9 protein-coding genes are annotated in these 13,781 nt (G+C 59.7%); 3 read left to right on the top strand and 6 right to left on the bottom strand.

Going from position 1 to position 13,781, the window contains the following annotated elements:
- Together AC3WJD_RS08425 and AC3WJD_RS08420 are read left to right on the top strand one after the other, a co-directional pair.
- Nucleotides 1–573: tryptophan 7-halogenase (locus AC3WJD_RS08425; protein ID WP_492746153.1), on the top strand; the 573-nt coding region annotated here is incomplete at its 5' end.
- 84 nt (nt 574–657) lie between these two features.
- Nucleotides 658–3,153 (top strand): glycoside hydrolase family 3 protein, encoded by a 2,496-nt coding sequence (locus AC3WJD_RS08420; RefSeq protein WP_492746152.1) that lies wholly within the window; start codon nt 658–660, stop codon nt 3,151–3,153.
- 39 nt (nt 3,154–3,192) lie between these two features.
- Here the strand turns inward: AC3WJD_RS08420 and AC3WJD_RS08415 are convergent, their stop codons facing one another.
- The 4 genes from AC3WJD_RS08415 to AC3WJD_RS08400 form a co-directional block, all read right to left on the bottom strand.
- Nucleotides 3,193–4,197: a cupin-like domain-containing protein gene (locus tag AC3WJD_RS08415; RefSeq protein WP_492746151.1), complete on the bottom strand. Its 1,005-nt coding sequence runs from the start codon at nt 4,195–4,197 to the stop codon at nt 3,193–3,195.
- Nucleotides 4,198–4,210: 13 nt separating this feature from the next.
- Nucleotides 4,211–4,927, bottom strand: coding sequence for a SapC family protein (locus AC3WJD_RS08410; RefSeq protein ID WP_492746150.1), 717 nt, complete (start codon nt 4,925–4,927; stop codon nt 4,211–4,213).
- Nucleotides 4,928–5,122: 195 nt separating this feature from the next.
- A complete protein-coding gene (locus AC3WJD_RS08405) occupies nt 5,123–8,119 on the bottom strand; it encodes a TonB-dependent receptor (RefSeq protein ID WP_492746149.1) in 2,997 nt (998 codons plus the stop codon).
- Between the two features lie 33 nt (nt 8,120–8,152).
- Nucleotides 8,153–9,949 carry a cellulase family glycosylhydrolase gene (locus tag AC3WJD_RS08400; RefSeq protein WP_492746148.1) on the bottom strand — a complete coding sequence of 599 codons (1,797 nt, stop codon included), beginning with the start codon at nt 9,947–9,949 and terminating at the stop codon, nt 8,153–8,155.
- Nucleotides 9,950–10,067: 118 nt separating this feature from the next.
- Between AC3WJD_RS08400 and AC3WJD_RS08395 the strand changes: the two genes are divergently transcribed.
- Nucleotides 10,068–11,156 carry a LacI family DNA-binding transcriptional regulator gene (locus AC3WJD_RS08395; RefSeq protein ID WP_492746157.1) on the top strand — a complete coding sequence of 363 codons (1,089 nt, stop codon included), beginning with the start codon at nt 10,068–10,070 and terminating at the stop codon, nt 11,154–11,156.
- 1 nt (nt 11,157) lies between these two features.
- Here AC3WJD_RS08395 and gluP read toward each other — a convergent pair whose 3' ends face one another.
- Nucleotides 11,158–12,420, bottom strand: a complete 1,263-nt coding sequence (gene gluP, locus AC3WJD_RS08390; RefSeq protein ID WP_492746147.1) for a glucose/galactose MFS transporter — start codon at nt 12,418–12,420, stop codon at nt 11,158–11,160.
- A gap of 189 nt (nt 12,421–12,609) precedes the next feature.
- Nucleotides 12,610–13,773, bottom strand: coding sequence for an ROK family protein (locus AC3WJD_RS08385; protein ID WP_492746146.1), 1,164 nt, complete (start codon nt 13,771–13,773; stop codon nt 12,610–12,612).
- Between the last annotated feature and the right edge of the window lie 8 nt (nt 13,774–13,781).

The following is a 13,781-nucleotide window of genomic DNA, read 5'->3' as shown; positions in this document are numbered from 1 at the left end:
TTCAAGGGCGGGGTGCGGCGCAAGCAATGGTTCCGCAACTGCGTCGCGGTCGGCCTCGCGGGGGGCTTTGTCGAGCCGCTCGAGGCGACCACCGTCCACCTGATCCAGCGCGCGGTGCTGCGCTTCATCCGCCTGATGCCGAACGGCCGGGTCAGCGAGCGCGACGCGATCGAGTTCAACGAGCAGCAGCGGCAGGATATCGAGCAGATCCGCGACTTCGTGATCCTGCACTATAAGGCGACCGAGCGCCGCGACAGTCCCTTCTGGCGCCATGTCGCGGCCATGCCGATCCCCGACAGCCTGCAGCAGAAGATCGAACTGTTCCGCGAAACGGGCCGCACCTTCCGCAAGAATGAGGAATTGTTCGCCGAAAACAGTTGGGTGCAGGTGATGATGGGGCAGGGGATCGACCCCCAAAGCTATCACCCGATTGCCGAGAAGCTGTCCGATCATGATCTGGACAAGCTACTGGGCACGTTACGTGAAGGCGTCGCCCGCACGGCAGCTCAACTGCCGCAGCATCATGACTATGTGGCGCGCTACTGCGGCGCAAAAGATCCCCAATACACCTGATTCCTAAAATAATACTCAAGATAATGAAGCTCATATAAGGCGGCATCGTCAGAACGATTGTCGGTCCGTAAAAAGAGGATTGCGATGAAAGTTCAGGCAATATTGCTTATGAGCGCAGCCATTATTGGAGGTTGTGTATTCAATACTGAAGTCGCCGCCCAGTCAAAACCGAGTGACCAGGTGGATTCCGAAGCTATCGCTCATCCGGAAAACTGGCCGGCCGCGCAGAGCCCTGCGGCAATGTCCGATGCTGAAACCGAAGCCAGGATCGACAAGTTGCTTGCGCGCATGACAATCGAACAAAAGGTCGGGCAGCTTGTCCAGGCCGATATCAGCACCATCACGCCCGCGGATCTCGCAACCTATCCCTTGGGATCCATTTTGGCGGGGGGCAACAGCGGCCCATTGGGGAATGAGAGGGCAAGCGCCGCCGATTGGGACCGGCTCGTTGGCGAATTTCGTGCGGCTTCATTGAAATCGGCGCCGAACGGCGTTGCCGTTCCGATCATTTTCGGGGTGGATGCCGTTCACGGCCACAACAACATCCCGAACGCGACCATCTTCCCCCACAATGTGGGGCTCGGCGCAGCGAGAGATCCAGATCTCATTCGCCGGATCGGGGCGGCTACCGCGGCCGAAATCGCGGGCAGCGGCATCGAATGGACGTTCGCCCCCACCCTGGCTGTTCCGCAGGATACGCGCTGGGGCCGATCCTATGAAGGCTATTCATCCGATCCATCGATCATCGTCGCCTATGGCAAGGCAATGGTCGAGGGATTGCAAGGGCGCCTGTCGGCGGGTCAGGAAATCGCCCCGGACAAGGTGGCGGCAACGGCGAAACATTTTCTCGCTGACGGGGGGACGAAGGACGGCAGGGATCAGGGCGACGCGCGGATACCGGAACGCGAACTCGTAGCGATCCACGCTCAAGGCTATCCGGGCGCGATCGATGCAGGTGCGCTAACGGTCATGGCCAGCTTTTCGAGCTGGAACGGGGTGAAGATCCACGGCAACCGGACCCTGCTGACCGATATTCTGAAAGGCCGCATGGGCTTTGACGGCTTCGTTGTCGGTGACTGGAACGGCCATGGCCAGGTTGCGGGCTGTATCGTGACCAGTTGTCCCATCGCCATCAACGCCGGCCTGGATATGTTCATGGCTCCGGACAGTTGGAAAGGCTTGTACGAGAACACATTGAAACAAGCGCGGGACCGCACAATTTCCGCCGCGCGTCTCGATGATGCCGTGAGACGTATCCTGAGGGTCAAATTCAAGCTGGGCCTGTTCGATACACAGGCGAAACCTCGCCGCGATTATGCCGCCATCGGTGCCGAGGCCCATCTGGCGCTTGCGCGCGAAGCCGTGGCGAAATCACTGGTTCTTCTGAAGAACAACCGAAACGTGCTGCCGATCAAGCCCGGTGCGAAGGTGCTTGTCGCAGGTCCGGCGGCGGACGACATCGCGATGCAATCGGGTGGCTGGACCATCAGCTGGCAAGGGACCGATGTGACTGCCGCGGACTTCACGAATGGACAGACCATCGGCCGCGCCATTTCCGACGCAGTCGCCAAGGCCGGCGGCAGCGCATCGATACTTCCTTCCGGCGACTACACGGAAAAACCCGACGTCGCCGTCGTCGTCTTCGGCGAGCGGCCCTATGCGGAGTTCCAGGGCGACGTGCCGACCCTGGCGTACCAGCCGACGGACGCGACGGACCTGGCATTGATCCGGAAATTGAAGTCGCGGGGAATTCCAGTCGTCGCGCTGTTCCTCTCGGGTCGCCCCATGTTTACCAGTCCGGAAATCAACGCCGCTGACGCCTTCGTCGCAGCCTGGTTGCCCGGAACGCAGGGTAAAGGTGTCGCCGACGTTCTGGTCGCCGGCAAAGATGGCACGACGATCCGGGATTTTTCCGGACGGCTGTCCTTCGCCTGGCCGAAGGACGCGAAGTCCCCGGTGACCGATCCGCTCTTTCCTGTCGGCTACGGACTGAGCTATGCCGCGCCGCATGCGCTCGGCGCATTGGCGGAGGACCCCGGCATCGATGTTGCCGCGGCCCTCAATGTCGAGAATTTCTTCTCCGCGGGTCGCGCCCAGTCGCCGTGGCAAATGAATGTCGCCGATGCAGGCGGATCCCGTCGCGCCGGCTCGGCGCCGACACAGAGTCCGAACCAGTTCGTCTCGGTCCGGTCGGTCGATGTAAAGGCGCAGGAAGATGGCAAGAAGATAGCATGGACCGGCGAAGGGCTGTTCAGCATCGATGGGCCGCCAGCTGACCTGTCGCGCCAGCTCAACAACGCCTTTGCCCTCAGGCTCGACTGGAGGATCGATTCGCGAGGCAATGCACCCGTGAAGGTTGCGATGGGCTTCAGGTCGTTCGACGTAAGCGCGTTGGTCAACGCAGCGCCACTAGGTCAGATGACCACATTTCGCATACCTCTGCGCTGTTTCGCGGACACCGGTGTCGATTTCTCGCAGCTAGGCAACGCACTGCAAATTGAAGCTGGAAACGGTTTTGGTGCCACACTGCTTTCCGCACGCGTGGAAGCGGTGGGCGACAATCCAACCTGTCCGAACTGAGGGGCAGTACTCTTGTCCTGTGTTCCGCTGACAGCGCGGCTACTGGCTTAGCTGCCGGAGCAAGAATGCCCTGATCCTGCCGGCAGTTTCGGGTGTTAGCGGAGCAAGAATGCTTCGTGCGCTTTCGGGAATGTGCTTCGTCGAGGATGCGTCGAAATTGAAAACATAATAATCGAACATTTCTTTCCAGTGCCGCCGTTCGTCCTCCGGAAGATCCCTGATTGCCATCAAGGCAAGGTTGAGCGCGTCTTGTGGCTGCCCCATCCAGTTCGGGGTTTGGCGCCACCAGAAATTGACGAGGATATTGAAATCGTCGAGGGATTCGACGTGATGCCACCACAGCGCCGGAATATAGAGCGCATCACCCGGTTCCAGCTCAGCGCCTACGGCATGTTGCATAGCGTCGCGAAACAGCGGAAAGCGCTCGAAATCCGGGTTCTTGAAATCCACCATGCTGATGACGCGGCCGGCCGGGGTATTGTCCATCGGCCCCAGATACAGGTTCCTGAACTGCTCGCGGGGAAAGAGCGTGAAGCGCCGTCTACCCAAGGCAACACAGGCCAGATTGTCCGGCAAGTCGTTATGCGCCGAAATGCGCGTGCGATTGCCCATCCAAATGTTCGAAAGGCAGTTCCTTTCTCCCAGATCGACATGGTTTTCTTCGTACAAACCTTCGAAGAATTCCTGCATGTCGATCGAACCCAGATATACAAGCGGGGCGTCGGCGCGGCCCTCGACAAGGTCAATTTGGGCGAAGATTTCAGGAAGCCGCACACGGTAGCTCCGGAAATTCATCTGCATTTCACTGTCGTAGAAAAGCCGGTCGTCCCCGCTCGCGGGAGCGACCGAGACGGTGAATTTTCGATCGCGCCGCCGATTCAGCAGATAATCCCGCGCATGCTTTGCGCTCTGTTTTCCCGCTTCAACCAGCGGCCAGTCGGAAACCAGTCCACGTACGACGAATGGCGCGGACGCGGTCTTCAGCCGCTCATCGAGCGCTTCGGGGCCATCAACTTCTACTTCTTCGACCGATGGCGGGCGCATGGCGTTCGCTCAATCACTCGCCCGCCAGACGGGCGTTCTTTCGCTCTATCAGGCGACGTATGTTTGAAAGAGACGCCATGGCCATATAGATCGGCATGAGGTGATCGCCACGATGGAGTTCGGCCAGATCATCGTCGTCGAGCGACCGCAGTTTTTCCTCGGCGATGACATGGAAACCCACCAGCCGGTTGGTGGTGCCGTCGGAAAGGGTGACTTCGATCGCCAGAGGCTCGAGCAGATCGTGCCTGCGAAGCGCATCGAAAAACGCGCCCGATGCCCGGTATCCGGCGTCCAGTGCGCCAAGCTTCCCGGCGATCCCGTCGAGATATGGCGTCGGCCTTCCGCCATCGCCAAAAAGCCGCTCCCCTGCATTCTTCGCAAGGCGGGGGCTCGCCATGTCGATATGGACCTGGCTTTGGCCGGCCGGATCGGCTGACCGTCCGACCAGAAACGGTTTCGTGTCCAGGACCAAAGGGCAATAGATTGCGTCCCAGCCCGCGTCGGAGAGAAAGAGGTTCTCGCCGTCCTCGAAGCCGAACAGGGCGAAGGCCGCAAAGCTGTCGCGTTCGAGGCTGAGCCTGAAAAGTATCGGGAACTCATTCTGCACATTCCGGAACTCGTCCGGCACGATCATGCAGCACATCGCATCATCCCCGAATTCCGCGCTTTTGCGCGTGGCGACCGCGAGGTTTCCATGATCTTCGGCGGTCAGAATTTCGTGTTTGGACATGGCGTGCCGCTACTTCCCTCATCAGGCCCGGGCGTATCCCGATTAACAAACGCAGACAGTTGCCGCCCGAAAAGATCGTGTCAATCGCGGCTTGGTGGACATATCAGTCGAGCACGCTGAACCATTCAGAACTGGATGCTCACGTGGTTGGGGAGCCATCCTGAAACAGCTCCCCAACAATTCTCTGATCGACGGTTAGAACGAGAACCGTAAACCAGCGGCGTACCGGGCGAAGCCTGGTGACACGAACGTGACATTGCGCTCTGACCGCTGATGCAGCCGTCGACCGGACCCGGTGAGGTTTATGCCTTCGACGAACACGGTCAGCCCCGGCTTGAACTCCCAGCTGGCACTGGCATCGACCTGTCCATAGTCCTCGACATAGGTTGGATTGGCACCGGCTCCGGTGAGGAATTCGGCACGCCAGTTATAAGCGACGCGTGCCTGAATGCCTTCCTTGTCGTAGAACAGAACGGCATTGGCGCTGTCGCTCAGGCCCGTCAGCGCAAACTGCGTAACGGTTGAAGGCTGGGTGTTGTCATAGGTCGCGTCACCATCGACCAGCGTATAGTTAAGGATAACCCCGAGGCCCGTGTCCCAGAAATTGTGCTGGATCGCGAACTCGAAGCCATGCAGCGAGGCCGTTTGATCGCTGTTCACGGGGGTATTGATGCGCAAGACCAGCGGATCGTCTTCAGGCAGGCCCAGGATCTGCCCGGTCGTGTATCCGATCGCGTCGGTGCCTGTGATCACCACGGAGCCAGGATAGTTGTCGAAAATGAACTGCCGGATGTCGACAGCCGGGGCATTCGGTCCCAAGGCAGCGACCGCGGCATCGTAGCGAGGGCCGCTTCCCGGGTTCACGAGTCCGAATGCGGTCGTTTCGACACGGTCGCTCGCGATGAAGTTCTTCACCTTTTTCAGGAAGAACCCGGCCGAAATGTAGCTGGCATTTCCGTAATACCATTCGGCCGACAGATCCAGGTTCTTTGACGAAAAGGGAAGTAGGCCGGGGTTGCCCTGGCTGCCAGACCCGCCATTGATACTGAATTGCTGGCCGAGCGTCAGCCCGCCCTGCATACTGGCATAGTCAGGCCGGGTAATCGTCTTGCTGACGGACGCGCGCAGCACGACATCCTCGATCGGCCGGAAGTCGAAATCGATGGCGGGCAGCCAATGCTCATAGTCGCCCTTGAGCGTGGTGAATTCGCTGTCCGGCCCGAAGTTGATGGCGAATTCATTCGCCGCAACCCATGCCGTGGAAGTCGGAACCGGGACGAGCGCGCTCGAGTCGATGGTCGTCCTCTCGTACCGCACGCCGGCGGTAATGTGTGCCGGACGCGAGAACATGTCGAACTCGGAGTTCAGCTGTACGTAGGGCGCAATGGTCTTTTCGCGGATGCGTCGGTCGGTAGTATATTCTGCCAGGCACGAACCGGTGCCCCCGCAGGCATTGTACAGGTCATCGATAAGTGAGACGAAACGTGGGAAGTCGAAGCGGATGATCTGCTGGATCCTGTCCGGACTGTTGTTCCCGCTCACGCCCGGAAATGCATTCGAGATGTCGACCAGCGAGAACACGTCGTCAGGGATGTCGGAAGCCGGACCGGCGCCACCCCAGGTATTGTTCTGGATAACACCAAATGCCGATCGCACCTTGTTGTCCACATAGGACACGCCGAAATCGAGGCTGTCGAGGAAGCCCTCGTCGAACTCGTAATTGCCCTTCAGCTGCGCCTGGTTGATGCGGTCGTGGAAATAGGCGTTGCGGAATGCATTGCCCGTTGGCGTGACCAGCGCAGGATCCGTGTAGCTCAGACCGGGACCGAGGTTGATCGAAATGAGCGGCAGGTCGTTGTCGAAGTTGACGGTCTGGTTGGCCACACCGAAAATAGATGCGGCCACGGCGACTTGCGTGCCGTATTTGTTCGTCGGCTTCGATTCCGCGGTCGAGTGATGAAGATCGAGCTCGAGGGACAGCCGCTCCGTCGGTTTCCATGCGGTATTGAAGCCGAACGATATGTTTTCGGTGGCGTTGGCGGTCAGCACGCCGGTGAACGCCGTATCCTTTGCTTCACGAGCAAGGAAGTTTTCGCTGTAGAAGATCGGACCGGCGACGGGACCATCGGTCCAGGCGGACGATGTATCGTTGTGATTGAACCAGACGCCGCCGGACGCCGACGAGATCTCGACCTTGTTTCGCGAATAGAAAAAGTCGCCGGTAACGGTCAGACTGTCGAATGGCCGGAATTGTAGCACCGCCTGGCCGTTGATGCGTTCGCGGTCGACATCTACGATGTCATATGCGGCGCTCTGCGGAACCTGATAAACATCCGTCGCCTCCGGCCGATTGGTGATGTTGGCGTAACGCGGATCACCAGGCATCGCCAGTGAGCCCCAGTTGTTCTCGTCTCCCCGATAGCCGTCGCGCCAGCCGACACTGGCGCTGTTGTTGCCGGCCTTGCGCTTCTGGTAGGAAGCCGCAAGGAGGATGCCGATCCGGTCGTCTGCGAAGGTTTTGCTGACGATGCCGGAAATTTCGGGCGTGATGTCGGTGTCGCCATTCTGCGACGTGTCATAGACACCCTTGAACCCGAGACTCCCGTAGAGACCCGGCTTGTCCAGCGGACGCGGCGTCAGGATGTTGATGGTCGATCCAATACCGCCCGATGCGACAGTAGCGCGGCCGGTCTTGTAGACCTCAACTCCCGACACACCTTCGGATGCCAGATTGCCGAAGTCGAAGGAGCGGCTTGAAGGCGCGCTACCGCCATCGCCGAGGCTGCTGGTTGGCATCTGCCTGCCGTTTAGCGTGACGAGATTGAATTCGGGGCCGAAGCCCCGAACCGTCACGAACGCACCTTCGCCGTTTTGGCGATCGATGGAAACGCCCGTGATGCGCTGGAGGGATTCGGCGAGATTGGTATCGGGGAACTTGCCGATGTCTTCCGCCGAAATGGCATCGACGACGCCCTGACCATCACGCTTGATGTCCATTGAGCGCTGAAGGCTGGCCCTGATACCCGTGACGACAATCTCGCCATCCGAGGGTTCGCCCTCGGAGGCCATGCTCTGTTCTGGGCTTTCCGGCGCGCTGGACTGCGCTGTTGCCGATCCCGCAAAACCAAGAACCCCCGCGCAGATTGCGATGGCCGAGACGCCACCCGAAAATAATTTTCTATGTATATTCACGCTATCTCCCCCCTCTGATTTTTTAGTTTTGAATTATTGGCTTCTGGAAATTGTAATATCCGCAAGTTCCATTCCGGCGGTCTGTGCCCGCACGACTATGGTGTTGCGTCCCGGCAGGAATGGAATTCGCGAAAATTTGCTCGCCCCGGAAAAATTCTTGCCGTTCACGTTGAGCGAGATCCGGCCGGCGTGATTGTTGGCGAACTTGAATCCGACGTCATACAAGCCAGCCTCAGCTGCCGTAATCGTGTATCGCCACCACTCTCCGGACTTGATGTCGGTGATGAAATACGCCCCGGCCGCGCCAGATATGTCGACACCATCGTTGCGGTATGTCAGCCCGCTGTTCGGCTTGACCCACGGTCCACCGTCCGAACTGTGATAATCGGCGCTTGCGGCATCGAAATAGGCGACCCCGTTCTCGCCGATGTCGTAGTGAACCGCGGGGATCGTGAGCCCCTCCGGCCCCACGATATGTTCGCGGAACGGCCGCGTCCCGCCCGAGAATGGCTGACGTAGAAGCGCGTCGATCACATCGGGATGGACCTCATTGTTCTCGAACCGCACGTCATGCCCTGCCAGTTGCATGAGCGCCGTCCTGGCCTCGGACTCAGACGGCCGCGGCCCTTCGCCAATCCAGAATTTCGTGACCTTCGCGACACCCGGATTGGGCTTGATTTCCATCGGATTGCTGTATCCGAACTTCTTGATCGGCCACCACGACCACCCGATGTCGTTCGCCTCGAGCAGACGAATGGTCTTTGCAAACCAGTCGTTCGAATTCTCGCCGGACTCTCCCATCCAGAGCGGCTTCCGGAATTTTTCGCGCAGATCGAGAAACGTCTGGATCGTATCGACCGAAGTATAGTTCCAGTACCGGTGGAAGCTGATTGCAAGATTGCTGTCCCAATCGAGCTTCATCCCGGCGTAATTGCCGCCCCAGCAGTTGCCCTCGACAAAGATCAGATGGTTTGAATCGACAGTACGGATTGCGTGCGCGATGCGCTTCTGGAGAGCTTCGACCTGGCTATTGTCGGTTTCCTTGCATCCGTTGGGGTTGCCCGAATTGGAGAAGTCCCAGTTCGGCTCGTTGATGAGATCGTAGCCACCGACTGTCGGTTCGTGGCGATAGCGCTTGGCGATTTCCAGCCACAGCGCCACAAGCTTGTCCTGATTGGCCCTGCTTTGCCACAGCGACGGCTTGCTCGGATCACGGTCTGCGATTGGAAGGTCATTGCCCTGCCCGCCGGGAGCGGCATGCATGTCCAGGATCACGTAGATTCCGTTAGCCCTGCTCCACTCGACCAATCGGTCCAGCCTCGCGAAGCCGTCGGGGTTCCAGGTCTGCGCGCCAGTCCTGGCTTCCTTCTCGACGGGCGGCGTGAACTGCTCGTAGTGGAGCGCGACGCGGACCGCGTTGAAGCCCCAGCCGGCAAGGGCATCGATGTCAGCCTTGGCGAGAAAATTGTCGAGCCAAAGCTGGTAGAACTTCGCGGTATCCTCTTCGCCGATGAGATCCGCCATCTTCTGCCGCATGACATGCTGCTGGAGCCCCCCGGAACCGAGCATGTAGCCTTCCTGCAGCATCCAGCCGCCAATCCCCATGCTGCGGATCCGGAACGGCTTGCCGGTGCCATCGACGATCTCGGTTCCGTCGGCGCGAAGGAAGCCCTCCGCATTCGCCGAAGTCGACACGCCGATCGCGGCGGCTATCAGAAGTGCATTTCGGAAGGTCCCCTGGCGGCGCGTGATTGCACGGACGCACAGACCGATTCGGCTAGCCAATTTCCTCACCCGCTGTAATATTTTTTCAATTGGAAGCGCTTCCATATTCGGTTATGATGCTGGATGTCAACTGCTGCGGATTGGCGCGGGAATCCCGGAACGGAGCACGCCCCGCCGCGATGGGGACAATGGTGTTGGTGATTGATGAGAGAGGAGCAGGGCGATAAGCAGCGAAGAAAAGTCAGACGATCCTAGGAAGGAGTTTATTCTGACTTCCCGAAAACCCACGATCGATGACGTTGCAAAGCTTTCCGGCATGGCGCGGGTCACCGTCTCGCGGGTACTGAACGACGGTCCGAATGTCAGCAAGCGAGCACGCGACAAGGTGCTCAAGGCTGTCGCTGAACTTGGATATGAGGTCAATGTCCAGGCGCGCGCCCTGGCGGGCGGAGGGCAAAGGTCAATCTTGTTGATCTGCAGCTCGGACGTCGATCAGGAGCCGAACTCCTTCTACGCTTCTGCCTTGGAGATCGGGGCACTCAGAGCGTGTGCGCTGAAGGGCTTCGATTTTGTGAGACATGTTGTGGTCCAGGACGGGCACGATCCTGATGCGGCGATCATGCAACTGGTCGAAGGAAGCCGTGCTGGCGGCGTTGTTTTGACGCCTCCGTTCTCGGACAATGTTGGGCTCATAAACGGGCTGCAAAAGAAGAATTGCGTCGTGGTGACGATCTCGCCCGGCCTGGAAGCTCCGCTGCATGCTTCCGGAGTGAGCATGGATGACGAAGCGGCCGGCTTCGCCCTGATGTCCTACTTGCTCGATCTCGGGCACCGTCGCATCGGCTTCATCAAGGGGTTTGTCGACCACCTATCCGCCGAGAGGCGCTTTTCCGGCGCACTAAGGGCTTTGGCAGCGCGCGGACTTGATGAAGATTCGATCGTTTCGCGACGCGGAAATTTCACCTTCCGATCAGGCACCGAGCTCCTGCCCGGTATGCTTGACGAGGCGCCTCGTCCAACGGCGATCATCTGCGCCAACGACGATATGGCCGTTGGCGTCTCCTTCGCCGTGCATCAGCTCGGACTCTCGGTTCCGAAAGACATCTCGATCGCGGGTTTTGACGATACTCCGGTATCAGCTCTCATATGGCCTCCACTCACCACGATCCATCAGCCTATCCAGGAAATGGCCTTCCGCGCCGTAGAGATGATCGCTGAGCAATCGATGATCGGGGAAACGACCGACCATCGTCTCGAATATCTGCCGTTTTCGCTTGTCGAACGGGCTTCCACCGCCGTTCATGGCGCCTAGTTCAAAGGGAGCGATCTGCGGATGCAAAAATGGGCTTTCGGTCGTGCTGACTTATCAGGCCGAAGATGAGGATGATTGCGTAAGCCACAGCAGGAATGACAAATGCGGCCGACAGCGAGAATTCGTCCGCCACTCTCCCGACCAGAAATGGCATGAACGCGCCCCCCGTAATGGCAAGGCAGAGAATTCCGGACGCACCTGAAGACGGAACCTTTGCTCGCTGGAGCGTCAGCGAAAAGATCGTCGGGAACATGATCGAATTGAACAGTCCGACCGATAGAGCCGCCATGCCGGCTATGGGGCCTGTCGTCATGAACACGGTCAGGCAGAGCGCCGTGGCGCAGAAGGCGCAATTGGCGAGCAGGCGGGCTGCCGAAAACCTGATCAACAGGAGGCTGCCGACGATCCGGCCGACAAGTGCGCCGCCCCAGTAGAAATTTGCCAGATAACGCCCACCCGTTTCAAAAGGCAGGTTCATCGTTTCGGCCTGGTGCAGGAAATTGATCATGATACTGCCGATCGCGACTTCGGCTCCGACATAAAGGCCGATGGCGAGCGCTCCAGCGAGCACCCATGGCGATCGGAATGCGGTCAAGATCGACGCCGAGGGCCCCTCGCCTCCTTTCGGTAGCTGCCGCCCAATCGAGCGCCTGAGCGAAAAAATAAATGCTAACAGCACCGTAAGCGCGAGAGCCAAAAACAGATAGGCGCGTGAAACGCCTGCAAGCATGGTTGCCGTTTCCCCGTGATGCTGTGGATCGGCGTCAGGCGAGAGCATGGCGAATGAGCCGAAATGAACGCCAATGACGACGCCTATCGAATTCAAGGCCTGGGCTAAATTGAGTCTAAAATGGCTGGCTTCGGACGGTCCCAATGCGGCTGCAAGCGGATTGGCGGCTACCTGCAAAGACGTTATTCCGGCTGCCAGCACGAACAGCGCGCACAGGATGAGTGCATAGGCCTCCAGGCGGACCACGAACGCGACAGCCAGGCAGCCAACTGCCATTAGCGCGAGCGAAACGGTGATCGACGCCATGGGGCCGACGCGTTCAACAAGTGCCGCGGCGGGCAAAGCGATAAGCCCCGATGTGATGAAGAACACGATCTGGATCAGCAGGGCCTCGGTGTAGTTCAGCCCATACGCAGCCCGGAGGGCCACTATCAGCGGATCGTTGTTCGCACTGATGAAGCCCCAGGCGAAAAACAAGGTCGTCATTGCGAGGAAGCCGCCATTGACCCCGAGGGCAGAGATCCGGTGGTACATAGAAATTCAGCTCCTGCGGAACAGCATTTTCTTGTTTATCGGGTGGCACAGGCCACCAGTCGTGAGCCCGCACCTCCATCTTATCGGGGAACAGTCCCCCGCGCCCATCTCGTCATGGCTCGAAGCAACCGCTCCCGCGATTACGCCATGTTCATGAGTTCTGGGAATTATCGCAAGCGCCCCCGTCGACTAGACGGTCCTAGTGAGGCATGCTGAGATCGCCAAAATACTCGCAAAAAAATCAGCTTCGGCAGAGACGGCATGGATCGGCAGCAGAGCGGCCCCGAGCGTTATCGGCGAGCCGCGCAAGTTCGATACCTGGACAGGGGGCCGGCGATCGCAAATCGTCGTGACCAGGTCGGCACGGTGAAGCCGATCGGCCAGGCCTTGCAGGATCTCGCCGGAAAGCGTGCCCGCCAGCACGATTGCGCCGGGGTCCAGCCAGGCAAAGGCGGTGTTGCAGACAACTTCGAGCTGCTGCCCGGCACGGTCCATCCATAGCTCGATTGTAGCGCGCTGGTTGCCGGCGGCAGGATCGATCTCTGCGACCGAGGAGACTTGGCAGCCGCGCGCGCGCAGCGTGGAGAGGAGATCGAGCGGACTGGGCCGCGGACGGTCACCGGGAAACAGGCAACCGATTTCTCCGGCCACGCCAAACTGCCCGCGCACGAGCCGGCCGTCGACGATGACGCCCGCGCCGATGCCGTAGCCCAGAAGCAGGACGACCACGGTCGAGAATTGCTGCATGAGGCCGCCGAGATAGAATTCGGCGATCGCCGCGGAATTGGCGTCGTTCTCGATCCACAGCGGCCATCCCAGCTCGGCGGTCATGATCTCGCGCAGCGGCGTTCCGCGCCAGTTCGGCATGACCTCGACCACGCTCCAGCGATCGCCCTCGGGCGAAAAGGAGGGGCCGGGCACCGCCACGCCGATGCCGAGCATGCGCTGCCCCAGCAGGTGATGGCGATCCACGAGATCGTGCGTGATATGGCGCACCTTTTGCGCGAACTCGTTCGGCTCGATCGGCTCCATCGTCTCCCGATGCGTGGCGATCGTGGATCCGGCAAAATCGACGAGTGCGATGTCGAGCATTCCCTTGTGCACCGTGGCGCCGATCGCGTAGCCGCCCCCGGGGGCGATGCGTAACGGAATTGCCGGACGACCCCGCCCATGCACCTCGGTGTCGGGAACTTCCTCGACAATGCCCAGCGCCAGCAGATCGCGCGACAGCTTGGTGAGCGCAGCGCCGCTGATCTCGAGTCGCGCCGCAAGCGAGGAACGCGAACACGGACCGGCCTTGCGCAGCTCCTGGATGACGCGACGCTGGTCCTTGTCGAGCATCAGAACATTCACTGCGAGCT

The organism is Sphingobium sp. FW306-1B-F04DB (assembly GCF_058781925.1).
Note: the sequence above shows the minus strand (reverse complement) of the source record. Positions and strands in the feature narration are given on the sequence as shown.

Coding starts and splice junctions, on each gene's coding strand:
- AC3WJD_RS08410 (WP_492746150.1), bottom strand. CDS start 4,927: ATGTCCAAACACGAAATTCTGACCGCCGAAGATCATGGAAACCTCGCG.
- AC3WJD_RS08420 (WP_492746152.1), top strand. CDS start 658: ATGAAAGTTCAGGCAATATTGCTTATGAGCGCAGCCATTATTGGAGGT.
- gluP (WP_492746147.1), bottom strand. CDS start 12,420: ATGTACCACCGGATCTCTGCCCTCGGGGTCAATGGCGGCTTCCTCGCA.
- AC3WJD_RS08415 (WP_492746151.1), bottom strand. CDS start 4,197: ATGCGCCCGCCATCGGTCGAAGAAGTAGAAGTTGATGGCCCCGAAGCG.
- AC3WJD_RS08400 (WP_492746148.1), bottom strand. CDS start 9,949: ATGGAAGCGCTTCCAATTGAAAAAATATTACAGCGGGTGAGGAAATTG.